Origin of the sequence: Sporosarcina ureae (assembly GCF_029267015.1) — a bacterium.
Classification (GTDB): domain Bacteria; phylum Bacillota; class Bacilli; order Bacillales_A; family Planococcaceae; genus Sporosarcina; species Sporosarcina ureae_D.
On sequence record NZ_JARIEA010000070.1, the window covers coordinates 94,658 to 118,242 of the forward strand.

General features: G+C 41.5%; 21 protein-coding genes and 1 other annotated feature. Of the genes, 16 read left to right on the plus strand and 5 right to left on the minus strand.

From position 1 onward, the window contains the following. Positions 1 to 131: 131 nt before the first annotated feature. Together Q7P97_RS11770 and asd are read right to left on the minus strand one after the other, a co-directional pair. Positions 132 to 620, minus strand: a complete 489-nt coding sequence (locus Q7P97_RS11770) for a DedA family protein (protein WP_303969358.1) — start codon at positions 618 to 620, stop codon at positions 132 to 134. 17 nt (positions 621 to 637) lie between these two features. Beyond that, the gene (gene asd, locus Q7P97_RS11775) at positions 638 to 1,417 is read right to left on the minus strand and encodes an archaetidylserine decarboxylase (RefSeq protein ID WP_303969359.1); all 780 of its coding nucleotides are present in this window, start codon (positions 1,415 to 1,417) and stop codon (positions 638 to 640) included. Between the two features lie 57 nt (positions 1,418 to 1,474). On the opposite strand from asd, the gene pssA reads away from it, so the two are divergent. The 3 genes from pssA (at position 1,475) to recQ (ending at position 4,337) form a co-directional block, all read left to right on the plus strand. Continuing rightward, on the plus strand, positions 1,475 to 2,008 hold the full coding sequence (gene pssA / locus Q7P97_RS11780; RefSeq protein ID WP_303969360.1) for a CDP-diacylglycerol--serine O-phosphatidyltransferase: 534 nt from the start codon (positions 1,475 to 1,477) through the stop codon (positions 2,006 to 2,008). Positions 2,009 to 2,114: 106 nt separating this feature from the next. Then, positions 2,115 to 2,534, plus strand: a complete 420-nt coding sequence (locus tag Q7P97_RS11785; RefSeq protein WP_303969361.1) for a hemerythrin domain-containing protein — start codon at positions 2,115 to 2,117, stop codon at positions 2,532 to 2,534. Positions 2,535 to 2,564: 30 nt separating this feature from the next. Continuing rightward, positions 2,565 to 4,337, plus strand: coding sequence for a DNA helicase RecQ (gene recQ, locus Q7P97_RS11790; protein ID WP_303969379.1), 1,773 nt, complete (start codon positions 2,565 to 2,567; stop codon positions 4,335 to 4,337). An 87-nt stretch (positions 4,338 to 4,424) separates the two neighbouring features. Here the strand turns inward: recQ and Q7P97_RS11795 are convergent, their stop codons facing one another. Next, positions 4,425 to 5,594, minus strand: coding sequence for an MFS transporter (locus tag Q7P97_RS11795; protein WP_085426501.1), 1,170 nt, complete (start codon positions 5,592 to 5,594; stop codon positions 4,425 to 4,427). Between the two features lie 156 nt (positions 5,595 to 5,750). Here Q7P97_RS11795 and Q7P97_RS11800 point away from each other — a divergent pair, with 156 nt between their 5' ends. The 5 genes from Q7P97_RS11800 (at position 5,751) to Q7P97_RS11820 (ending at position 11,394) form a co-directional block, all read left to right on the plus strand. Continuing rightward, positions 5,751 to 6,737: a diaminopimelate dehydrogenase gene (locus Q7P97_RS11800; RefSeq protein ID WP_303969362.1), complete on the plus strand. Its 987-nt coding sequence runs from the start codon at positions 5,751 to 5,753 to the stop codon at positions 6,735 to 6,737. A gap of 48 nt (positions 6,738 to 6,785) precedes the next feature. Then, on the plus strand, positions 6,786 to 7,871 hold the full coding sequence (locus Q7P97_RS11805) for a M42 family metallopeptidase (RefSeq protein ID WP_303969363.1): 1,086 nt from the start codon (positions 6,786 to 6,788) through the stop codon (positions 7,869 to 7,871). A gap of 147 nt (positions 7,872 to 8,018) precedes the next feature. Continuing rightward, entirely contained in the window at positions 8,019 to 8,984 is a 966-nt protein-coding gene (gene argF, locus Q7P97_RS11810) for an ornithine carbamoyltransferase (protein ID WP_303969364.1), read from the plus strand. 104 nt (positions 8,985 to 9,088) lie between these two features. Continuing rightward, complete coding sequence (locus Q7P97_RS11815) at positions 9,089 to 9,547, plus strand: small multi-drug export protein (RefSeq protein ID WP_303969365.1); 459 nt, start codon at positions 9,089 to 9,091, stop codon at positions 9,545 to 9,547. 224 nt (positions 9,548 to 9,771) lie between these two features. Then, positions 9,772 to 11,394 (plus strand): long-chain fatty acid--CoA ligase, encoded by a 1,623-nt coding sequence (locus tag Q7P97_RS11820; protein ID WP_303969366.1) that lies wholly within the window; start codon positions 9,772 to 9,774, stop codon positions 11,392 to 11,394. A gap of 235 nt (positions 11,395 to 11,629) precedes the next feature. Here the strand turns inward: Q7P97_RS11820 and sspI are convergent, their stop codons facing one another. Continuing rightward, entirely contained in the window at positions 11,630 to 11,845 is a 216-nt protein-coding gene (gene sspI / locus Q7P97_RS11825) for a small acid-soluble spore protein SspI (protein ID WP_303969367.1), read from the minus strand. 83 nt (positions 11,846 to 11,928) lie between these two features. Here sspI and Q7P97_RS11830 point away from each other — a divergent pair, with 83 nt between their 5' ends. From Q7P97_RS11830 to pheT, 3 genes are all read left to right on the plus strand, one after another. Further along, positions 11,929 to 12,699, plus strand: coding sequence for a TrmH family RNA methyltransferase (locus tag Q7P97_RS11830; protein WP_303969368.1), 771 nt, complete (start codon positions 11,929 to 11,931; stop codon positions 12,697 to 12,699). Positions 12,700 to 12,752: 53 nt separating this feature from the next. Next, positions 12,753 to 12,987, plus strand: a binding site (T-box leader). 82 nt (positions 12,988 to 13,069) lie between these two features. Further along, positions 13,070 to 14,107 (plus strand): phenylalanine--tRNA ligase subunit alpha, encoded by a 1,038-nt coding sequence (gene pheS / locus Q7P97_RS11835; RefSeq protein ID WP_303969369.1) that lies wholly within the window; start codon positions 13,070 to 13,072, stop codon positions 14,105 to 14,107. A gap of 12 nt (positions 14,108 to 14,119) precedes the next feature. Further along, positions 14,120 to 16,531, plus strand: a complete 2,412-nt coding sequence (gene pheT / locus Q7P97_RS11840) for a phenylalanine--tRNA ligase subunit beta (RefSeq protein WP_303969370.1) — start codon at positions 14,120 to 14,122, stop codon at positions 16,529 to 16,531. Between the two features lie 53 nt (positions 16,532 to 16,584). Here the strand turns inward: pheT and rnhC are convergent, their stop codons facing one another. Then, complete coding sequence (gene rnhC / locus Q7P97_RS11845; protein ID WP_303969371.1) at positions 16,585 to 17,523, minus strand: ribonuclease HIII; 939 nt, start codon at positions 17,521 to 17,523, stop codon at positions 16,585 to 16,587. A gap of 174 nt (positions 17,524 to 17,697) precedes the next feature. Here rnhC and zapA point away from each other — a divergent pair, with 174 nt between their 5' ends. The 5 genes from zapA (at position 17,698) to Q7P97_RS11870 (ending at position 23,152) form a co-directional block, all read left to right on the plus strand. Then, a complete protein-coding gene (gene zapA, locus Q7P97_RS11850) occupies positions 17,698 to 17,958 on the plus strand; it encodes a cell division protein ZapA (RefSeq protein WP_303969372.1) in 261 nt (86 codons plus the stop codon). 10 nt (positions 17,959 to 17,968) lie between these two features. Then, entirely contained in the window at positions 17,969 to 18,508 is a 540-nt protein-coding gene (locus Q7P97_RS11855; RefSeq protein ID WP_303969373.1) for a CvpA family protein, read from the plus strand. An 86-nt stretch (positions 18,509 to 18,594) separates the two neighbouring features. Beyond that, positions 18,595 to 20,301 carry a DNA polymerase/3'-5' exonuclease PolX gene (gene polX, locus Q7P97_RS11860; protein ID WP_303969374.1) on the plus strand — a complete coding sequence of 569 codons (1,707 nt, stop codon included), beginning with the start codon at positions 18,595 to 18,597 and terminating at the stop codon, positions 20,299 to 20,301. Positions 20,302 to 20,317: 16 nt separating this feature from the next. Continuing rightward, positions 20,318 to 22,675: an endonuclease MutS2 gene (locus Q7P97_RS11865; RefSeq protein ID WP_303969375.1), complete on the plus strand. Its 2,358-nt coding sequence runs from the start codon at positions 20,318 to 20,320 to the stop codon at positions 22,673 to 22,675. Positions 22,676 to 22,738: 63 nt separating this feature from the next. After that, positions 22,739 to 23,152 carry a DUF350 domain-containing protein gene (locus tag Q7P97_RS11870; protein WP_303969376.1) on the plus strand — a complete coding sequence of 138 codons (414 nt, stop codon included), beginning with the start codon at positions 22,739 to 22,741 and terminating at the stop codon, positions 23,150 to 23,152. The last annotated feature ends 433 nt before the right edge of the window (positions 23,153 to 23,585 follow it).

Here is a 23,585-nt window from a genome sequence, read left to right on the forward strand (position 1 = left end):
ACTAAGAACGACTTATAAAAAGGACGACGCCATTTCTTAAGCAGAAATGGTGTCGTCCTTTTAAAATTTACTATCGAGAAGGTAAAAGATATGTTTGAAAAACTATGCCATCTGCTTTCATTTGCTAGCGTTTAGAAAAAAGGAAGACGGATGAAGTAGCCAAGCAACAAGCATACCGTAGTGGAAACAATAACGCCTGGAATAGCGAACAACACATATCGTCGAATACTCATACCACTCATGCCTGACATATAACAAATTAAATGGCGCATGCCGGGAACGAAATAACCGAAAGTCACCGTCCACGAGCCATAGGTCATAAACCAACGCTCAATCTTTTGCATACGTCGAGGCGTAAGGAAGAAGTAATTTCCGAAACGCCGAATCAATGGTTTACCAACTTTTCTACCAATCATATACGTGAACAATGTTCCGACCATTACACCGGATATTGTAAAGATTATCGTGAATACAAAATGAAATGTACCTGCTGAAGTCAAATAACCCGCAAATGTTACAAGCAATTCATCCGGCATAGGCAAGCCGAAAATACCAAGAGCCAAAAAGAAAAATATAGAAAGATAGCCATACTGCACTATATATTCTTGGAGATGTTCCATGATAAAACCTCATCTACTTAAGATTGCCACACTCCGATCCTATCACCAACTTGGACTTCTGTAAAAGGCATTTCTTCGGGCCTAAACATATTACTTTGTTCAATAAATAAAATAACAGTAGAACCAAATGCAAAATGACCAAAATCTTGTCCTTTTTCACAAGTAGTTTCAGAATTTGCAATGCGGATACTATTTACATTTAATGCACCAACCTTAACAATGGCCACCTGTCCAAAATCAGTGGAAAGCTCAGAAATAACCCTGTGATTGGAAGAAAATACATCTTTACGCATACGAATACCTAAATCGTTAACAGGATACGAAGTAGAACCTAATGCATAACGGTTCACAAGCGTTCCTGAAACAGGGTAGTGGAAATGGTGGTAATGTCTAGGTGAGAGGTAAAATAAATAATAATAGCCATGTGTATAGCGTGAGGCTTTTTTTGAATCGCCAAGCAGCGAAGTCAGACTATATGTTTTGTCTTTTACTATAAATTGCTGTTGCGAGTCTATAATTCCTGAATCGCTCAGTACACCATCTACTGGTGAAATCAAACTGTTTGGATGGTTGTCAATCGGTCTTTTACCAGGTTGTAATGAGCGAGTGAAAAAGTCGTTAAGACTTTTATATTGTTCTATTGAGTATTTAGCTTCGTCTAGTTGAATATGATAAAAAGATGCAAAAGGCTTGATTAACAGTTTACTAATTCGTGAAGTAGTTATTTGTTTTAACAAAGCAGAACAGATCGGTGATCCGGTTAATTCAACAAATGATTTAAAAATACGTGTTTTCATCTTTTCTTCCTTCCGTTAAAAGAATATACTAGAGAGATACAATGAGGAGGCTGTAATTTGTTTTCATTCAGATATTTTGATTATACTAAACTAAAATCCCAATTGGCGAATATCATTACACTTTTTAATTTGAGTTTAGGGATTATAGCGATATTGCTTGTGCTTCAGGGTCATGCGCATATGAGTTTAATGTTTATTTTCTTTGCTGCTTTATTTGATCGGTTTGACGGCATGGTCGCTAGACACTACCAAGCGGAATCAGCTTTCGGCAAGGAACTTGATTCACTTAGTGATCTGGTCTCTTTTGGAGTAGCTCCTGCTATTCTACTATATTCCACGGCGTTGTCCGATACGATGTGGATTGGCTTGTCTGCTGTAATATTTTATATTCTAGCAGGTGCTGTTCGTTTGGCTCGCTATAATGTAGAAGAGTTTGACGGTTCTTATTATGGCTTGCCTATTACTGTAGCTGGAGTATTGCTTACATTGGGATATTTTGCTGTACCGTATTTGATTGCACCTTATTTTGTAATCTATATGTGTGTGCTAGCTTGGATGATGGTCAGTCGCATTCGTATAGCAAAAGTATAAATAATGTCTTGCGGAGAAAGTTTCTGCGAGGCATTTTTCATTAGGGGAAACTATCACTAAAACATGAATTCTGTTATGCTTAAGAAAACTATAAGGAGTGGTCACTATGTCAGGACCCGCATTAAGACAGCTTCATTCACATAAGGCTATTCATGAAGGGGGACTCTCGGGAGCCATCATGAAAACAGATGATTTATTGGAGTACTTCGAACAAGGTGAAACGGAAATGGTTCAGCAAGCTTGCGATCATTTAGTGGATTATTGGAAGACGCGTGTCATCAGTCATGCAGATGCGGAAGAAGAAGGTTTCTACAAGCAAATGATGGAAGAAAAACCTGAACTCGAACGAGATATTATTCAACTTACACGAGATCATGATTTAATGCGAATACTCGTAGCAGATATAGAAGCGTTGCGTGAAGAAGATCCAACTGTAACACCTGAAATTCTTCAAAAGTTCAACGGATTAATTGTAGTGAATGAATTACATAGCCGAGAAGAAGAACGGATATTATTTGAATCATAAAACATGAATGACTAAGAGGAGGTGGTGGCGATCATTCAAAATCCATTAGATATATTGGATAAGTATTTTGGCTATTCAGCATTTCGGGAGGGACAACAACGGGTCATCGATCAAGTATTGCAAGGTGATGATTCACTCTGCGTCATGCCAACAGGTGGCGGTAAGTCGGTTTGTTATCAAGTACCTGCGCTAGCGATGGAAGGAACCGTTCTTGTCATCTCGCCGCTTATTTCCTTGATGAAAGACCAAGTCGATGCATTGCATCAGTTAGGTATTCCTGCAGCGTATATTAATAGTACGCTATCGACAGAAGAATATTTTGGTACAATGGACAACGCACTTGAAGGAAAATATAAACTGTTATATGTGGCTCCAGAGCGATTGGATTCCGAATCCTTTCTCAACCAATTGCAAAAAATGACGATTCCACTGATTGCGATCGACGAAGCGCATTGTATTTCACAATGGGGACATGATTTCCGGCCGAGTTATCGAAATATCCATCGTATCTTTGATTATTTAAACAGCCGACCCATTGTTCTTGCACTAACCGCAACGGCCACGCCGGAAGTACAGGATGATATATGCCAGCAATTGCATATCCCGCCTGTAAGTCGCGTCGTAACTGGTTTCGAAAGAAGCAATTTGGTGTTCTCTGTAGTCAAAGGTCAAAACCGAGATCAATTTGTTAAAGAATATGTTCAAAAAAACAAAAATGAATCGGGCATTATTTATGCCGCTACTAGAAAAGCAGTGGAGCAAGTTTATTTATTACTTGAAAAAAGCGGTATTCAAGCTGCAAAGTATCATGCAGGATTATCAATTGATGAACGCCAACAGCAACAAGATCGATTCATCATGGAAGATGCACGCGTGATGGTCGCAACTAACGCGTTTGGTATGGGAATTGATAAATCCAATATTCGCTACGTCATTCATTATCAAATGCCGAAGAATATGGAAAGTTATTATCAGGAAGCTGGAAGAGCAGGGCGTGACGGGCTCGACAGTGATTGTTATTTGTTATTCTCTTCGCAAGACGTCTTAACACAACGCTTCCTCATCGAACAGTCTCCAGATCCTTCCCGTGTATCGAATGAAATCAAAAAGATGCAAGTGATGGTAGATTACTGCCATACGGAAGGCTGTCTGCAAAAACATATCATCAAGTATTTTGGCGAAGAGGATGTTGAAGATTGTGGTCGTTGCGGTAACTGCACCGACACGCGCGAACAGTTTGATGTAACCGTTGATACGCAAAAAGTGCTTTCCTGTGTTATTCGCATGGGGCAACGCTTCGGTAAGACGATGGTTGCGCAAGTACTGACAGGATCGAGAAATAAGAAGCTCAAAGAATTGAACTTTGATGAGCTATCGACATATGGATTGATGAAAGGGCGCAATGCCAAAGACGTAGCAGATTTTATCGAATTTTTGATTTCAAAGAATTATCTACAAGTTGAAAGTGGGCCGTATCCAACTATTTTCGTCAGTGAAGATGGGAAAGACGTCTTACTAGGAAAAGTAAAAGTCTGGCGTAAAGGCGAGATGGTGACAACTGTCATCGCTAAAGACGATCCGTTATTCAACGAACTGCGAGCGATGCGCTTGAAACTGGCACAAGAAGCTGGTGTCCCACCATTCGTTATTTTCTCGGACAAGACATTACGAGATATGGTAGCAAAAATGCCTGCCACTAATGAAGAGTTATTAACTGTGCAAGGGGTAGGCGAAACGAAGCTTGAGCGTTACGGAGAAGTGTTCCTTGAGATTATCGATTCGTTTTCAACACAGCAAGCGTAAATAGGAAACATCACAGGTAGTCGTTGTTTTTCGACTTCCTGTGATGTCTTTTTTAATTCTAAGACTATGATACCTTTTTTATAATATTTACTGTGCAGAGCGTTGACCCTCGAATGGACGAGTATCTTTTCGCAAACCGATTAATGTAAAAATAGCTGCGATCAACAAAATCGCACTTGCAAGCATAAAGGCATGATGGAATTCCAAGTCCAATATACCGATAGCACTAGATCCTACTACAACGCCAAACGAGAAGAACGCATAGAAGAATCCGTACGCTTTCCCTCTCGTTTCTGGTTCCGTAGAATCAATTAGCAATGAGTTAATAGAAGGGAATAGGAATGCGAATCCAGTTCCATAGACGACCATCGCCAACATCATCAAAGATAGTTCGTCAACTTGTGATAAGAACAACATACTGCCACTCATCAAAATCAAGCCGACTGCCAATGTGACCATCGGACGAGCAATATCAAAAATCCGATTGATCGGCAAAACGAAAATCAACACAGCGACTAGACCGAAAACACTTAGCAGCATGCCTGTCGTTTTTGCATCAAACTGAAGGTACTCGACTTTTAGTGGGAGTACTAAGGCCAACACGCCTTGTGAGAACATCAGGAAGAACGCGCCAAGAAAAGCTCGTATGATACCTGGGTGTCGGAAAAATGCTAACGGCTTGACTGCTTTTTGTTTCGCTGTCTTTACTTTTCTTACGTATGTAAACGAACGTAAAAATATAATGGCGCCAATTGTCAGTAGAACCATGAAGACCCCATTGATGGCCATGATTGTTACAACGCTTGTCTTAACGGAAACGATCCCGCTATAAGCAGGTCCGAAAATGGCAGCAAGTCCAACAAACGCACCTGAGATTGCAGCATTTCTACCACGCTTGGAACGTTCGGAACCGTTAGCTAGAAACGTGAAGGCAGCTGGAATGATCAAACCTTCCGTTAAGCCGTGCACAAAACGAATGCCGATTAATGTTCCTGAACCAGAAATCAATCCATATGAGAACAACGACAAAGCGGATGTGAACAAACCGAATAATAGAATATAGAATGGTCCTTTGCGATCTGTCAAAATACCTGAAATGATATTACCGAAAATATTCGCAAACGAGTAAATACCGACCGATAATCCAACAATAAAAGCAGAAGCGCCGAGACCGGTAGCGAACGGACTCATGATGGGCAACTGTGAAAATAAATCAAAAAACGAGAAGAAAACAATTAGATAGACAAAAAAGCGCATAATGATCCTCACTTTACAAAAAATTCAACTACTATCTATTTTAACATGAAACTTTTTGAATAGAACTGAACTGCTCAAAGATAAATATTCGCAATCTACCATCCTTCACGGTAAAATGAGAAACGTAAACAACAAAGCATAAGGGGATGAGTGATCTTGACGAAAGAAATTCGAGTAGGAATCGCTGGTTACGGTAATTTAGGGCGTGGCGTAGAGTCAGCAATCAGTCAAAATAAAGATATGACATTAGTTGGCGTATTCACGCGCAGAGAGCCAAAAGACGTACAATTACTTTCAGAGCAAGTACCCGTTCATAAGCTGGACGAAATAGAATCATTTAAAAATGATATTGATGTCTTGATCTTATGCGGTGGTTCTAAAAATGACTTGCCAGAACAAGGGCCAGCCCTTGCGAAACACTTTACAACGGTAGATAGCTTCGACACGCATGCCAAGATTCCAGAGTACTTCGCGGCAGTTGATGAAGTAGCTAAAGAGGCAGGAACAACAGCTATTATTTCTGTCGGATGGGATCCGGGTTTATTTTCGATCAACCGCTTAATGGGTGAATCTATTTTGCCTGAAGGTGAAACGTATACGTTCTGGGGTAAAGGATTAAGTCAAGGTCACTCCGATGCTGTGCGTCGTGTTGACGGCGTGAAAGCAGGCGTTCAGTACACATTGCCAGCTGAAGATGCGATCAATCGTGTGCGTAACGGTGAGCACCCTGAGCTTTCGACAAAAGATAAACATACACGTGAATGTTATGTCGTTCTTGAAGAAGGAGCTAGTGCAGATCAAGTACGTGAAACGATTGTTACGATGCCTGATTACTTCGCAGATTACGATACGATCGTTCATTTTATTACAGAAGAAGAACTTCGTCTTGACCATGCGAAGATGCCGCATGGCGGTTTCGTCATTCGCAGTGGCAACACGGGCAAGCACACAGATCAAGTCATAGAGTTCTCACTTAAATTAGATAGCAATCCCGAATTTACATCAAGTGTCCTTGTCGCATATGCAAGAGCAGCTTATAAATTGCAGCAAAAAGGCGATACTGGAGCGAAAACAGTTTATGACATCGCACCAGGCTTGTTATCACCTAAATCACCTGCAGCTATTCGTAAAGAATTACTATAATATCAGACAAATTATTTTGGAATGTATAATGAGGAGGCAGAATCTTTTATGAAACTGGATGAGACATTAGAAATGCTAAAAGACTTAACCGATGCACGAGGAATTCCGGGCAATGAGCGCGAAGCACGTGACGTCATGACGAAGCACATTAAACCCTATGCAGATGAAATCGATCATGACGGACTCGGTTCACTGATTGCAAGCAAAGAAGGCGATGCAAACGGACCGAAGATCATGATCGCAGGACACTTGGATGAAGTAGGCTTCATGTTGACACGAATCGATGATAAGGGGTTCATTTACTTCCAAACAGTTGGTGGCTGGTGGTCACAAGTTATGCTTGCGCAGAGAGTGTCCATCGTTACACGTTCAGGCGAGACGATTACAGGCGTAATTGGTTCAAAGCCGCCACATATCCTGACTCCTGAAGCACGTAAGAAACCTGTTGATATTAAAGACATGTTCATTGATGTAGGTGCCGAAACAAAAGAAGAGGTTCTATCATGGGGTGTTCTTCCAGGCGATATGATTGTGCCATACTTCGAATTTACCGTGATGAAAAATGAAAACTACTTGCTCGCAAAAGCGTGGGATAATCGTATCGGCTGTGCAATCGCGATTGAAGTGATGAAGCAGTTGAAAGATGAGAAACACCCGAACCGTTTGTATAGTGTGGGGGCAATTCAAGAAGAGGTAGGTTTGCGTGGAGCTAAAACAGCGGCAAATAAAATTCAGCCGGATATCGGTTTCGCTGTCGACGTAGGTATTGCTGGTGATACACCCGGTGTTACCGCGAAAGAGTCTGTTGGAACAATGGGCGAAGGTCCACAAATCTTACTATATGATGCTTCGATGGTATCGCATAGAGGATTACGCAACTTCGTAGTGGATACAGCAGAAGAGTTGAATATACCGTATCAATTTGCAACCATGTCCGGCGGTGGAACGGATGGCGGATCAATTCATGTAAGCGGAACGGGAACTCCGACATTGGCGATCTGTATTCCAACACGCTATATCCATAGTCATGCGGCCATGCTTCACCGTAAAGATTTTGAAAACACAGTGAAACTTTTAGTGGAAGTCGTTAAACGTCTCGATGCAGATGAAGTAAAAAACATTACATTTGAATAAATAATACTAGTAGACAACGATGCTCAAAAGCATCGTTGTTTTTTTAATTAAATTATATGATAAGTTATAAAAATTCATTTGACTTCATAAATATACATATGTATACTAGTTTATACATACTTCAAATGGATGGATGGGGATTAAAAAATGGTAAAAACAAATCAAACAACTTCACTTATAGAAAAAGACAGCTTAAAAGGACGCGATTTTTTAACACTACTTGATTATTCTAGCGAAGAGGTCGCGTATCTCGTACAACTGGCATATGACATGAAACAGGATACATTGGCTGGTAAAACGCCGGACATTTTAGCAGGTAAGACACTCGGGATGATTTTCGAGAAAAACTCCACACGTACACGTATTTCATTCGAAGTGGGCATGATCCAGTTAGGCGGACATGGCATTTTCATGAATGCGCGTGATTTACAGATTGGGCGTGGCGAATCCGTTTCAGATACTGGAAAAGTATTGTCCGAATTTTTGGACGGCGTGATGATCCGTGCGAAATCTCATAAAATGGTGGAAGAATTGGCAGAACATACATCAGTTCCTGTCATTAACGGGTTAACCGATCTATTCCATCCGTGCCAAGCGATGGCAGATCTACTGACAATCAAAGAAGTTAAAGGTGACTTGAAAGGCTTGAAACTTTCGTATATTGGTGACGGAAATAACGTTGCCCATTCATTAGTGATTGCAGGTGCACATATGGGTATGCACGTTTCTGTCGCAACGCCAAAAGGCTATGAATATCATTCAGGTTTGTTTGAAAAAGCAAAGAAAATTGCTGAGTTGAACGGAGGTAGCGTAACGTCTACTTACGACCCAATCGAATCTTCCACTGATGCAGACGCTATTTATACAGATACTTGGACTAGCATGGGGCAGGAAGAAGAAGCAGCGCAGCGTTTGATCGACTTTAAAGACTTCCAGATCAATGATCAATTGGTCGGTCATGCGAAAAAAGATTATGTATTCTTGCACTGTCTTCCAGCGCATCGTGAAGAAGAAGTATCGACTTCCGTAATCGACGGTAAGAACTCGTATGTCTTCCAACAAGCAGGAAATCGTCTGCACGCACAAAAAGCGGTAATTGCTTCATTACTATAAATAAATTGATTAGCTGTTTTCCTTTACGAGGAAAACAGTTTTTTTATGCTCTGCTTCCTATCATTTGATATACTGAATGGAATCGAAGTAGGGGAGGAAACTTTTTGTTAACATATCTACTTGTGTTTCTTGCAGGTGCAGCGCCAGGGTTTGAAGTGCTGGTGGCAGTTCCGCTCGGTATTTTACGTGGAATGCCTTTGGTAACTGCCGTGCTAGTTGGATTTGCAGGAAATGCTTTGACTATAATACTAGAAATTATGATCTTTCAAAAGTTAAAAGACTGGTGGGAAAGTAGAAAGAAAACGGATTCGACAGCTCCGTCAAAACGTACTGCACGAGCTGAAAGTATTTGGAAGCGCTTTGGTATTCCTGGCCTTGCCCTTCTTGGTCCGGTTCTCATTGGCTCTCATCTGGCTGCATTTTTAGCGTTGGCGCTCGGTTCTTCCAAATCTCAGACCGCCATTTGGCTACTAATTAGTCTTGCGATCTGGTCAGTTGTATTTGGAACGTTAACGGTTATGGGAGTTGACGTATTCTTTTGGACACGTGAAAAATTAGCGTAAGCGATATACTACCGAATTATGTAGACAGAATAGTTCGACAACGTATATACTATATTCAGAAAGTAACGTGAACAACTATTCATAGTACTACTCGTTTGCGCATAGAGTACATCCTGAGAATCATTCCATCTGCGTATCGATTTCATTGAAATGAAGAGTACATGCTTTGAATCATGCACGACGGATTGATAATTTCACTTCTAAAAAAAGAGGAGCGGATGGATATGATGCAAACCCCATTGATTCTATCAACATTTATTACACGGGCAGAACGATTCTTTCCAAACAAGATGATCATTTCACGTACAGGAGAGCAGCGCATACAGCGTTTTACGTATCGTGAATGGGCGAAGAGAACACGTAAACTATCAAATGCATTAACAGAGCTAGGAATGGGACACGGAACAAAAGTGGGTACATTTGCGTGGAACCACCACCGCCATTTGGAAGCCTATTTTGGGGTCCCTTGTACGGGAGCAGTCTTGCACATGATCAATATTCGGCTATCGCCTGAACATATTATGTATATCATTAATCACGCAGAAGACGAAATCTTGCTAGTGGATGAAGAGTTTTTCCCTCATCTTGAGAAAATGGCACCTATGTTGAAAACGGTAAAGCATTTTGTCGTCATGAGTGACAGTAAGGAAATACCTGAAACTACGTTAGAAAACGTCCATTCATATGAAGCATTATTGGAAAAGGCTTCGGATGAGTATGACTATCCAGAAGATTTAGATGAAAATACTCCAGCAGGCTTATGTTACACATCGGCTACTACAGGTCAGCCCAAAGGCGTGATTTATTCGCATAGAGGATTAGTGCTGCACAGTTATGCACTTGGATTGTCAGATGCTATGGGGCTGTGCGAACGTGACGTCGCGATGTCTATCGTGCCGATGTTCCATGCAAATGCATGGGGAATTCCGTTCGCTGGTGTGTTCTATGGGACAACCCAAGTATTACCTGGCCCGGGATTCAATCCTTCCGTACTTCTTGACATGATTGAAAGTGAAAAAGTAACAATGACAGCTGGCGTTCCAACCGTTTTTCTAGCTATATTAAAAGAGCTCGAGCAAGCATCGCATGATATTTCATCACTTCGTGCCATTGTGTGTGGTGGCTCTGCATCTCCTAAAGGCTTGATTCGTGCATTTGAAGAAAAATACAATATACCGTTTATTGTTGGCTATGGTATGACGGAAACGACACCACTCGTTAGTCTATCGGTTCTAACTTCCTCTATGGACAACTTGTCGACAGAAGAACGAATCAACACGCGTGCGTTGCAAGGTTTAGTTATGCCGGGACTCGACATTCGTATAATCAATGAAGACGGAGAAGTGCCTTGGGATGGTAAGACGATGGGCGAATTAACCATTAGGGGTCCATGGATCGCGGACGAGTATTATAAGGATGAACGTACGGAAGAAGCATTCAAAGATGGATGGCTATATACAGGAGATATTGCTGCTATGACAGAAGATGGCTACCTAAAGTTGATGGATCGTACGAAAGATCTTATCAAGAGTGGTGGCGAATGGATTTCGTCAGTCGATTTGGAAAATGCGTTAATGTCACATAAAGATGTCTACGAGGCAGCGGTGATTGCGGTTCCGCATGAGAAGTGGATGGAACGCCCGCTTGCTTGCGTAGTGTTGAATGAAAATGTGGCGGAAGATGATGCGAAAGTGCAAGAGTTGAAGGATTCGTTAAAGGGACAATTTGCGAGTTGGTGGATTCCGGATGAAGTTTTGTTCGTGAAGGAGATTCCTAAGACATCAGTCGGAAAGTTCTTGAAAGCTGCGTTGCGTGATCAGTTGAAAGAGCATTATACGAGCAAGTAAAAGGATACGGAGATGCATCGTTTCATTGCTTTTTAGACAGATATAAAATAAAGTAGTTGTCCCCTTCCTCCGCGCCAATCCTTCGCAATGCGAATTGAAGATATTTTTTATTGCGCATTAAAGTAAGTGCTGTAATCTATTTTGAACTTCAGTACTTGAATCTGAATAAGTTAAGACAAAAGAGATGCCATTGTAATGACTGTGGCATCTCTTTTGTCTTTCTTTACACACCTTTTTATTGTGCTTTTGCGAATGACTGGGATAGTTCGTTTGTGATTTCTTCTTTTTCTTTTTCGTCGGAACGCTTCCATAGTTGTTCAAAAAATACGCCTAGTCCGGGTAGAAGGTGTTCTTCTCCTCTTTGTATGGCGTCGTCTATTACACCTCGAACGTCAGTGGAACTATTATTTGTCATGTTTGCTGTAATTGCATCACGTATTTGGAAATTCATTTGCATCAGCCTCCTTTATTCGTATCTTTTCCACAAAAGTCGCTAAATATACGCTGATTTGGTACACTAAAAAGAAAAAAAGGATGTACAGCCTCTTGAATAAACGAATTGAATCAACTCAGAATTCTTTAGTGAAGCATTGGAAGAAATTAGTGACGACGAGAAAAGAACGAGATCAAACAAAAGAGTTTCTTGTGGAAGGTTTTCATCTTGTAGAAGAAGCTATTAAACAGCCGGATTTGGTTATTCAATTGCTTGCACGCGAGGATATTGAAATTCCAGCGCACTGGAATGCGCCGATTATTGAACTGACAGCGGCAGTTGCAAAAGAAATTTCTGAAACGGAACAAACGCAAGGTGTTTTTGCTTATTGTAAACAGCCACAATATGAGGAAGCCGATCAACATCAATGGAAGAAAGTATTACTAATTGATGCTGTACAGGATCCAGGCAATATTGGTACGATGATTCGTACAGCAGACGCGGCAGGTCTTGATGCGGTGGTACTCGGTAAGGGAAGTGCAGATCCATTTAATCCGAAAACGGTACGTTCAGCACAAGGCTCACACTTCCACATTCCTGTAGTCCGCGAAGAATTGACGGTGTGGATCGAGCGTTTAAAAGCTCATGACGTTCCGATCATCGGCACAGGTTTGCAGCAAGCAATTTCTCTTAACGAATTGCAAGCACAATCCTCATTTGCGTTACTAGTAGGCAATGAAGGAAGCGGTGTTGATAACGAGTTACTATCACAAGCAGATCATGTAGTGAAAATTCCATTATACGGTCAGGCCGAATCATTAAATGTGGCAGTTGCGACAGGCATATTGCTCTATACACTACGTCAGTCATGATATCACTATTGAAGGCGTAAACGTTTTACGGTATACTAGAAGGCGAATCAAAGAAAATAGCAATGACCGGGAAAAGTAAATGGCCAACACGTGATCAGGGATTTCACACCTCGACTGAAAGTGTGGAAAACGATGTTCCATTGAAGTTCACCCCGCGAGCTGCACGCTTGGACCAGACATGTAAAGGCGTGCCGGCAAAGGACCGTTATTCCAATTCAAGTGATTTTGTATCATATTTTTGATGCAAACTAATCAGGGTGGTACCGCGAAATCGACCTCGTCCCTTTTATAGGGGCGAGTTTTTTTGTTTTCCGATAAATTATCGGGAAGTATGCGATTGCCACTGAAATAGAGAGAGGAGCAAGTACACATGAAAGAACAGTTGCACGAACTAAAAGAACAAGTCATGCTGAAAATCAAAGAATCCAATACTGTCAAAGAATTGAACGATGTACGCGTAGCGTATCTTGGGAAAAAAGGTCCAATTACTGACCTGTTAAAAGGAATGGGTAAACTACCTGCTGAAGAACGCCCTAAGATGGGGGCGCTAGTCAATGAAATCCGCGAAAGTGTTACGGAAATTCTTGAAGAACGTAAAGTGCTGCTTGAACAACAAGCAATCCAGGAACAACTGGAAAATGAATCAATAGACGTTACATTACCAGGTCGTCCTGTTGAACTTGGTAACCACCATCCGCTAACACGTGTTGTAGAGGAAATCGAAGACTTTTTCATCAGTATGGGGTACGAAATCGCAGAAGGCCCAGAAGTAGAGAAAGACTATTATAACTTTGAAGCATTGAACTTGCCAAAAGGTCATCCAGCTCGCGATATGCAGGATTCCTTCTATATTACAGAGGATATTTTATTGCGTACACATACGTCTCCTGTCCAGGCGCGGACTATGGAAGCGAAAGATGGAGCGGCTATTAAGATCATTTGTCCTGGTAAAGTATATCGACGTGACTCAGATGATGCGACGCATTCCCATCAGTTTACTCAAATTGAAGGACTTGTCGTGGGTGAAAATATCCGCATGAGTGATTTGAAAGGCACGCTTGATCTACTTGCGAAGAAATTATTCGGCGCTGAGCGTGAAATTCGTTTGCGTCCAAGCTTCTTCCCATTCACCGAGCCTTCAGTTGAAATGGATATATCTTGTTTCAAATGTGGCGGTTCAGGTTGTAATGTATGTAAGCGAACAGGTTGGATCGAAATATTGGGAGCGGGTATGGTACATCCTAACGTTTTGGAAATGGCTGGCTACAACCCGGAAGAAGTTACAGGATTTGCATTCGGCATGGGGCCTGAAAGAATCGCGATGTTAAAATACGGAGTGGAAGATATTCGTCATTTCTATACGAATGACATTCGGTTTATTTCACAATTCCACCGGACAGAGGCATAAGGAGGAATACTGATGTTAGTATCAACAAATTGGTTAAGTAATTACGTAGAATGGAATGAACTTTCCATAGAAGAACTGGCTGAGAAAATCACTCGTGCTGGCATAGAAGTAGATGGCATTATTGATCGTTCATTCGATATGGACAATATCGTTATTGGACACGTAAACGACTGTGTAAAACATCCGGAAGCGGATAAATTACATATCTGTCAAGTAGATGTAGGTGGAGAAATCTCACAAATTATTTGTGGAGCATCAAATATTGCAGAAGGACAAAATGTAATTGTCGCGCGTCCAGGAGCTGTTTTACCTGGTGGCATGAAAATCAAAAAGGCAAAACTTCGTGGCGAAGAGTCTAATGGTATGATCTGTTCATTGCAAGAACTCGGCATAGAAGGTAAATTGGTTCCGAAAGCGTACGCAGAAGGAATTTATGTTTTGCCGAATGATGTTCGTGCTGGAGATAGCGCTTTGACTCATCTTGGTTTGTATGATCGCGTTTTGGAATTCGATTTAACGCCAAACCGTTCTGACGCATTGAGTATGCTCGGTGTGGCATATGAAGTAGGAGCAATTTTATCGAAAGATATCAAACTTCCGGAAATTTCTTATGTAGCAACTGCAGAGAAAGCTCAAGACGCTTTGAAGCTTACAGTTGAAACGCCTGAAGACAATCCAATGTACGTGGCCAAAGTAGTGAAAAACATCAAGGTTGCAGAATCACCTCAGTGGTTGCAAAACACGTTGATGTCTTCAGGTATTCGTCCGCATAATAATGTGGTCGACATCACGAACTATGTATTGTTGGAATACGGTCAGCCGCTTCACGCGTTTGACTATGATCGACTCGAAACAAAAGAGATTGTCGTACGTCATGCTCGTGAAGGTGAAAAGATGGTGACGCTTGATCAAGCAGAACGTACATTGAATGATCGTCAATTGGTTATAACGAATGGCAGAGAGCCTGTTGCACTTGCTGGAGTGATGGGTGGCGCTAATTCGGAAGTATATGAAGGAACAACGACTGTTGTTATTGAGTCGGCTTATTTCGCACCAGGTTCTGTTCGTCAAACGTCTAAAGAAGTAGGTCTACGCAGTGACGCAAGCACTCGTTTTGAAAAAGGTGTTGATCCAAATCGTGTAGCCGAAGCGGCAGAGCGAGCTGCGCAATTGATGGCAGAACTTGCAGGTGGAGAAGTTCTAGAAGGGTCTGTAATCTTCGACGAACTTGACAAAACACCTGAAAGAATCATTCTATCACCTGATTACGTGAATAATCGTTTAGGTATGAAAATTGCAATGGATGAAATGAAAACGATCATGGACCGTTTGCAAATACCTACCGAACTAATCAATGGCCAACTGGTAATGGATATTCCGACACGTCGTCAAGATCTGAAAATTAAAGAAGATATGATTGAAGAAATTGCACGACTATATGGTTACGATGAAATTCCGAAAACATTACCGGTTGTAGAAAGTACACCAGGCGGATTAACACCTTACCAAGCGAAACGTCGCATCGTTCGTGGCTTTCTTGAATCAGCAGGTCTTTCACAAGCTCTGACATATTCATTAGCTTCACCGAAAGATGCACAGGCTTTTGCATTGGAGACCGCACCTGTAACGAAATTACTTATGCCAATGAGTGAAGAACGCAGTGTTCTTCGTCAAAGCATCATTCCACACCTACTGGATGCAACAACGTATAACGTGGCACGTCGAAATGAATCAATTGCACTTTACGAAACGGGATCTGTTTTCCTAGGTATCGAAGAAGATGGCTTGCCAAAAGAAGTAGAACATGTTGCCGCAGTAGTGACGGGTAAATGGGTTCATCATGCTTGGCAAGGTGAAACGAAAAAAGTTGATTTCTTCGTCATGAAAGGAATTGTAGAAGGACTATTTGAGCAATTAGGTTTGCTTGAGCGAGTCCAATTCACAAAAGCGACTGTCGATCAAATGCACCCGGGGCGTACTGCAACAGTTTGGTTGGATGATCAGTCAGTAGGAATCATCGGTCAAGTCCATCCGACAGTACAAAACCAACGGGACTTGCAGGAAACATACGTAATGGAAATGAACTTGCAATCTATTATGCAAACGGCAACGGAAGAACTGTTGTATACAGCTGTTCCTCGCTATCCATCTATCTCCCGCGATATTGCTTTAGTTGTTGATCGGGATACATCGGCTGCTACGTTAGAGAAGATTATCCATCAGGCAGGCGGTAAGTTACTGAAAAAAGTTCAGTTGTTTGATCTATATGAAGGAAAGAATGTGGAAGAAGGAACAAAATCTGTTGCGTTCTCACTCACATATTTTGATCCTGAACGTACATTAACGGACGAAGATGTCGTCAATGCGCATAGTAAAGTATTGGATGCATTAACAGTCCAAGCAAATGCACAACTTCGCTCATAATAAAAATCTGGCTCCCCATTCGGGCGGCCAGATTTTCTTTTGATACTGTTGAATTATTTCTTATACACTAATTTCAAAGCTTTTTGAGTATTGGCGAAGTGAACTTTTGTGATGGAGTGTAAAAAAGGCTCTCCTTTTTTACGGATAATCTGACAAGCTACTTGATCAACTCTTGGTCCTGCACCTTTAGGTAGCGTTACACCTGCTTCAATACTTAATTGATCCATTGCTTCGAGAAAAGCGACCCGTGCCAGTATAGAGGCAGTAGCTACCGATACGTGGAGATTTTCAGCTTTTGTTGAAAAAAGAACCCTGTCACGAATAATGCTGGATTCATCTTTTAAGTAATTGAAATAGGTTTTTCGTTGAGCAAACTGATCGATTAAAATATGTTCCGGTACGACTGGATCTATTTTTTCCAATACTTCCTGAAGTGCTTGGTTATGAAGAATCGCTTTAATCTTTCCTTGCGACCAACCTTGGCTTTGAATGTCGTTATACGCAACATTATCGAGCGTTTTCACGGAGTAGGTGACGACTTCTTTTAAGTCATTTGCGATTTGTTGCATATACGCATCCGTAAGTTGTTTGGAATCCTTTACTCCTAATTCCTTTACCAATTCAATTTGATCGCTACTGACAAAGCAAGCAGCTACTGTGATAGGGCCGAAAAAGTCACCAGTACCTGTTTCATCCGATCCAAGAACAGATAGGGAGGCAAAGTTTGCGGGTAACGTATCTCCAGTTGCTATAGATGACTTCGGCTTCGCTACTGCAGTACTAGAACCATTAGCGCTCCAGCGTGCAGCTTCTCTATCCGCACCTGCTCCTTGAAATAACACTTTACCCGAACGGTAGGCAGTGATGGATGTATCGGAAGTCTTTGCAGCGAAAATGACACCTGGTGCATTGCGAATCACTTTATTCGTTCCATAGTAGCGAACTACTTCTGGCATTTCTTTTTCAGACAGAACAATGACTTGATGGCTCATATATTTACCCACTCCTTGAAATAATCTATTCCTCAGTATACCTGAAACTAGAGTCCGTACTGAAGAATAATGTCAAAAATTCGAACCTGATGTCAATATGAGGCATAATTGATTCACAAGTAATCGATTTTCATGGTATGATTATGAGAGGGTTTTTAGGGGGAGGTCGTAACAATGGCGGACAAAAAAAAGGCAAGAGTGACAGTTGATATCTACGGACAAACATATACGGTTGTTGGTACGGAACCATCTTCACATGTGCGTTATGTAGCCTCGCTCGTTGATGAAAAAATGCGCGAAATTAGTAAGCATAACCGGCATCTTGACAGCAAAAGAATTGCTGTTCTGACGGCGGTAAATAGTGTAAATGAATATTTGAAAATGCGGGACAAAGTAAAAGAATTAGAAGAAGAATTGAAAAATTTGAAGGGTTGAGGGGCAAAATATGATAGATTTACTCATCATTTTATTGCTGGTAGGCGGCTTAATCGCAGGATTTAGACGTGGATTCATCGTACAGCTCATCCACATGTTTGGATTGATCATATCGGTGATTGTAGCGTATAAGTTCTACAAGCCTCTAGCAGAAAAACTAATTTTATGGATACCATATCCGGGTGCGACTGCGGCAGATGCACTTAGCTGGACATTTGAAAACTTGGATATGGATATGACGTTTTATCGGCTAATCGCATTTATATTGATATTTGTCGGAATGAAATTGATTCTACAATTAATTGGTTCCATGTTGGACTTTTTGAAGCATTTACCAGTACTTGGTTTTGGTGCACGTCTGATTGGTGCTGCACTAGGCTTTATTGAATTTTACGTACTTATCTTTTTTACATTATCTTTACTGGCCATGCTGCCGATTGAGGTAATCCAGAATTCATTGAGTCATTCTATGTTGGCGAAAGCGATGTTTGAACACACACCGATTATTTCCTCGGCAATAAAAAATTGGTGGTTCGTTTATATAGGCTAACGCAAGTAAATAATGTACTGTACATATGAACCAAAAGCTTCCCGAACGCGTGGAAGCTTTTTTAACAGAGTGAGGAGGATACTGACTTGAATAAAAAGACGATAATCCGCACGTTTGAGAAAATTGCATTATACATGGAGTTACTTGGAGAAAATCATTTTAAGGTAGCAGCATTCAGAAAAGCGGCTTCGATCCTAGAATTGGATACCAGAAGTCTCGCTGAAATGGATGATATTCTTTCATTGAAAGGAATCGGTAAGGGAACGGGTGCCGTTATTATTGATCTCATGGAAAAAGGAACTTCAGATGCATTAACTGAACTGGAGGAGAAAGTGCCCAAAGGGTTAATTCCTCTGTTGGATATCCCAGGACTTGGTGGAAAGAAAATAGCTAAGCTTCGTGAAGCGTTGAATATAGATTCAATTGAATCTCTTCAAGCAGCTTGCGAAAGACAAGAAGTAAGTAAGGTTCCAGGTTTCGGTAAAAAAACGGAAGAAAACTTACTGCGTGAAATTGAGATACTAGCACAACGATCTGGTAAGACGCCGATTTGGCAAGTCGCAAAAGTTGTTGACATTGTTCAGGCTGAATTAGAATTGATTGATGAGATTCAGAAGTATCAAGTGGCGGGTAGCTACCGTAGACGTGAAGAAGAGAGTTCCGATGTTGACTGGATTCTTGTAACAGAGCAACCACAAATTGTTCGTGAGAAAATACTAGCTGCATTGCCAATTGAAAAAGTGATTGCGGCAGGCGATGCCAAATTATCCATTTCACTTGATACAGAACATCCAATCGATGCAGACTTTCGTTTTGTCACTGAAGACCAATTCGCAACCGCCCTCCATCACTTTACCGGTTCCGCTGCACATAACATACGAATGCGGCAGCTGGCTAAAAGTCGCAAACAGAAAATCAGTGAGTATGGTGTAGAAGATGAAGCGGGGCATGTGCAGACATTTTCAAGTGAGAAGGAATTCTTTGCACATTTTGATTTGCCATTCATTCCACCAAGTATTCGCAAGGATGGAACGGAACTTGATCGAACAGATGAAATTGCAAAACTTGTCACGCCGGAATTGATCCGTTCTGACTTGCATATGCATACAACTTGGTCGGATGGAGGATATTCCATAGAAGAAATGGTTGAAGCTTGTCGTGCAAAAGGCTACTCACACATGGTCATCACCGATCATTCGCATTATTTGAAAGTAGCAAATGGTTTAACACCTGAACGTTTAATAAAGCAAATTGAAGAAATTCGCGCAGTGAATGAAAAGTATACGGATATTGAAGTATTCTGTGGAACAGAGATGGATATTCTTCCGGATGGGACATTGGATTTCGAAGACGAAATTCTGGAACAGCTGGACTTTGTCATTGCCTCTATTCACTCTAGTTTCAATCAACCTCAGGAACAGATTATGGAGCGTTTGCATGCCGCATGTAAAAATCCACATGTACACATGATTGCTCATCCAACTGGTCGTATTGTTGGTCAACGTGAAGGCTATAATCCCGATATTGAGCAGCTCATCAAGTGGGCGAGCGAATACGGTAAAATATTAGAAGTAAACGCGAGTCCATACCGTTTGGATTTACGCACAGAACACTTAATCCAAGCAATCGAAGCGGGTGTCAATATTGCGATCAATACAGATGCGCATGCGACAGAACAACTGGATATTATGCCGATTGGCGTAGAGTACGCACAAAAAGCATGGCTTCCTGCAGAACAGGTTATCAACACATGGCCGCTTGAAACATTTATTGAGAAAGTGATTCGTAGATGAAAGGAAGTGTAAGACATTGGAAAAGCGTGTCTTAAAAACACTTGAATTTGATAAAATTATTCAACAAGTATCAGCACAATGTACGTCGATCGCTGGGCGTGCTCACATAGAACAATTAGTACCGTCAACGAGTCTCGAAGAGGTCAGTCGCCTACTAGAAGAGACAGATGAAGGATTGGCGCTATTGCGGATACGCGGAAATGTACCGATGGGTGGGATTCATGATATTCGATCCCATGCCAAACGCGCACAAATTGGTGGAATGTTGAGTGCGATGGAACTAGTAGAAATTGCAGACACAATCCGTGCTAGTAGAATTCTTCGTCAATTTTTAGAAGCTGTTACAGCTGAAGATGAGATTTCCATTCCACATTTAATTGCACGGAAAGAAGCGATGCCCATCCTCACTGCAATCGAGCATGAAGTGAACGCAGCTATCGATGATAATGGTCGAGTAATGGATAGTGCTTCGTCCGTATTACGTTCAATTCGTCAAAGCTTACGTATCCAAGAAAGCCGTGTACGTGAACGTCTTGAAAGTTATACAAGAGGGAAGAACGCATCGAAAATGCTTTCTGACGCAATTGTAACAATGCGTAATGATCGTTACTGTATTCCTGTAAAAGCCGAATATCGCTCTCATTATGGTGGAGTGATTCATGACATGTCTTCATCAGGCCAAACATTATTTATCGAGCCGGATGCAGTTGTTCAGGCGAATAATGAAATTCGCGAGCTGAAAGTTAAGGAGCAAGAGGAAATTGAAAAGATCTTGCTTGCCTTGTCTGCCAGTGTTCAGGAAATCGCACATGAGCTATTCACATTGGTGCAATTATTAGCAGAAGTAGATGTCATCTTAGCGAAAGCTAAATACGGTACTGCAAATAAATGTACCAAGCCAGCTGTGAACGCAGACGGTTATATGCGCCTGTCAAAAGCACGTCATCCTCTCTTGCCGATAGATGAAGCAGTAGCGAATACGATTGAATTCGGTCAGGACATAACGACGATTGTTATTACCGGTCCGAATACGGGTGGTAAGACCGTCACGCTAAAAACGGTTGGACTTTGCACATTGATGGCGCAAGCGGGTCTACCGATTCCAGTACTAGATGGTTCTGAAGTTGCCGTCTTTGATTCAATTTATGCAGATATCGGCGATGAACAATCGATCGAACAGAGTTTGAGTACATTCTCTTCTCATATGGTCAACATCGTAAATATTTTGAAGAAATTTGATGATCGTTCTCTTTTATTATTTGATGAATTAGGTTCGGGAACGGATCCGCAAGAAGGTGCCGCACTTGCTATTTCAATTCTTGACGAGGTGCATGGGAGTGGCGCACGTGTAATGGCGACTACTCACTACCCAGAACTAAAAGCGTATGGTTTTAACCGTCCTGGTGTAGCTAATGCGAGTGTTGAATTTGATATTGATACGCTAAGTCCGACTTATCGTTTACTAATCGGTGTGCCTGGACGTAGTAATGCATTTGAAATTTCAAAACGACTAGGATTGCATAATCATGTGATCGAACGTGCAAAAAGTTTCACAGGAGAAAACCGTGGGGAAGTAGATTCTATGATTGCTTCTCTTGAAACGAGCCGTGTGCAATCCGAAAAGGATGCTGAACGGACACACGACATACTCCTAGAAACAGAAAAACTGAAAAAAGAATTACATGATAAATTACAAGAATTTGAAGAACAAAAAGATCGTTTAACAGAAGTGGCCAAAGAGAAAGCGAAAAAGATCGTGGAACGAGCCAAAACTGAATCCGAAGCGGTTATTTCAGACTTACGTGCACTTCGAATGAATGCAGGAGCCAGCGTCAAAGAACATGAGTTAATTGAAGCTCGAAAACGTTTAGAAGGTGCTGCACCTGAAGAAAAGAAAAAGAAGGCTATTAAGGCACAAGCCGGACCTCGTCCATTACAGACAGGAGACGAAGTGAAAGTATTGGCTTACGGACAGAAAGGAACTCTCGTCGAAAAAGTATCCGATAAAGAATGGGTTGTTCAAATCGGAATTTTGAAGATGAAATTACCTGAATCCGGATTGCAATACACCAAGCCTGAAAAAGAAAAGAAACATGTTACGGCTGCTGCAGTGCGTGGTCGTTCCGAACATGTGAAGATGGAGCTCGATTTACGTGGTGAACGATACGAAGACGCGCTGGTACGTACAGAGAAGTATATTGACGATGCGTTGCTATCCAACTACCACCAAGTGAATATTATTCATGGTAAGGGAACGGGTGCACTACGACAAGGTGTCCAGCAATACTTGAAGAAGCATTCGAGAGTAAAATCGTATCGTTTTGGTGAAGCAGGAGAAGGCGGTAGTGGCGTAACCGTCGTGGAATTAAAATAAATGAAACCTTTCTACTGCTTGGGCCGTATGACAAGCAAGAGAACATAAAGAAGGTGCCAAATTATGAATCATACGGGATTTTGGAGTCATCCATTAGTTGAGACGGCCGGTTATTTCAGTGTTGTCACACTGTGCTTGATCGTGTCGATGGTGTTATTTGAAATTGTTACAAAATATAAAAACTGGGAAGAGATTCGTAAAGGGAATTTGTCAGTGGCAATGGCGACAGGCGGAAAGATCTTTGGTGTCGCCAATATTTTCCGCTATTCTATCGAGCAGCACAACAGCTTACCGCAGATGATGGGCTGGGGCTTATACGGTTTCGTGCTTCTTGTCTTTGCTTATTTACTGTTCGAGTTCCTGACTCCGAAGTTTAAAGTGGACGAGGAAATCCAAGCGGACAATCGCTCCGTCGGCTTCATCTCACTTTGCATTTCGGTAGGTCTGTCATTCGTCATCGGCGCCAGTATTTCATAGGAGATCGTATATTATGGAGAGATTAATTAAGATATTATTGGTAGTCTGTGTACTCTTCGTGCTCGTCGGAGTATACTGGCTCTTCAACAACACACCTTGACCTTGGTCTTGGTGTTTTTTAGTTTTGGGAGTTTATTTTAAGTTCAGAAGCGAGTACTTGGGAATGGTGAGCGAATTTCTGAGTATGATAGGATGAAAGCTCCAGTTGGCGGACGCTTTCCTATCGTCCTGCGGGAAGGGCCGTAACGAAGAACGGCTTTTGCGAGTAAAAGCGAAGCGTTAGTAGCACATCTTTGCACTTCGCTGCCAACTTCCGCTTCCATCCTACTTTAATAGTGCTAGTACTTAGATCACTCAATGTAAGTAGTGTGTGAATTATTGTTTTGTCTTAACTTCTTTAGTTTCAAGTTCTACAGTTCAAAATCGATTACAA

What these genes read in the sequence shown, in the direction of transcription:
- argF (WP_303969364.1), top strand. Translation starts at nt 8,019, where the DNA reads ATGGTAAAAACAAATCAAACAACTTCACTTATAGAAAAAGACAGCTTA.
- pheT (WP_303969370.1), top strand. Translation starts at nt 14,120, where the DNA reads ATGTTAGTATCAACAAATTGGTTAAGTAATTACGTAGAATGGAATGAA.
- Q7P97_RS11770 (WP_303969358.1), bottom strand. Translation starts at nt 620, where the DNA reads ATGGAACATCTCCAAGAATATATAGTGCAGTATGGCTATCTTTCTATA.
- Q7P97_RS11805 (WP_303969363.1), top strand. Translation starts at nt 6,786, where the DNA reads ATGAAACTGGATGAGACATTAGAAATGCTAAAAGACTTAACCGATGCA.
- Q7P97_RS11820 (WP_303969366.1), top strand. Translation starts at nt 9,772, where the DNA reads ATGATGCAAACCCCATTGATTCTATCAACATTTATTACACGGGCAGAA.
- sspI (WP_303969367.1), bottom strand. Translation starts at nt 11,845, where the DNA reads ATGAATTTCCAAATACGTGATGCAATTACAGCAAACATGACAAATAAT.
- Q7P97_RS11795 (WP_085426501.1), bottom strand. Translation starts at nt 5,594, where the DNA reads ATGCGCTTTTTTGTCTATCTAATTGTTTTCTTCTCGTTTTTTGATTTA.
- asd (WP_303969359.1), bottom strand. Translation starts at nt 1,417, where the DNA reads ATGAAAACACGTATTTTTAAATCATTTGTTGAATTAACCGGATCACCG.
- Q7P97_RS11830 (WP_303969368.1), top strand. Translation starts at nt 11,929, where the DNA reads ATGTACAGCCTCTTGAATAAACGAATTGAATCAACTCAGAATTCTTTA.
- rnhC (WP_303969371.1), bottom strand. Translation starts at nt 17,523, where the DNA reads ATGAGCCATCAAGTCATTGTTCTGTCTGAAAAAGAAATGCCAGAAGTA.
- Q7P97_RS11855 (WP_303969373.1), top strand. Translation starts at nt 17,969, where the DNA reads ATGATAGATTTACTCATCATTTTATTGCTGGTAGGCGGCTTAATCGCA.
- pheS (WP_303969369.1), top strand. Translation starts at nt 13,070, where the DNA reads ATGAAAGAACAGTTGCACGAACTAAAAGAACAAGTCATGCTGAAAATC.
- Q7P97_RS11870 (WP_303969376.1), top strand. Translation starts at nt 22,739, where the DNA reads ATGAATCATACGGGATTTTGGAGTCATCCATTAGTTGAGACGGCCGGT.
- Q7P97_RS11785 (WP_303969361.1), top strand. Translation starts at nt 2,115, where the DNA reads ATGTCAGGACCCGCATTAAGACAGCTTCATTCACATAAGGCTATTCAT.
- zapA (WP_303969372.1), top strand. Translation starts at nt 17,698, where the DNA reads ATGGCGGACAAAAAAAAGGCAAGAGTGACAGTTGATATCTACGGACAA.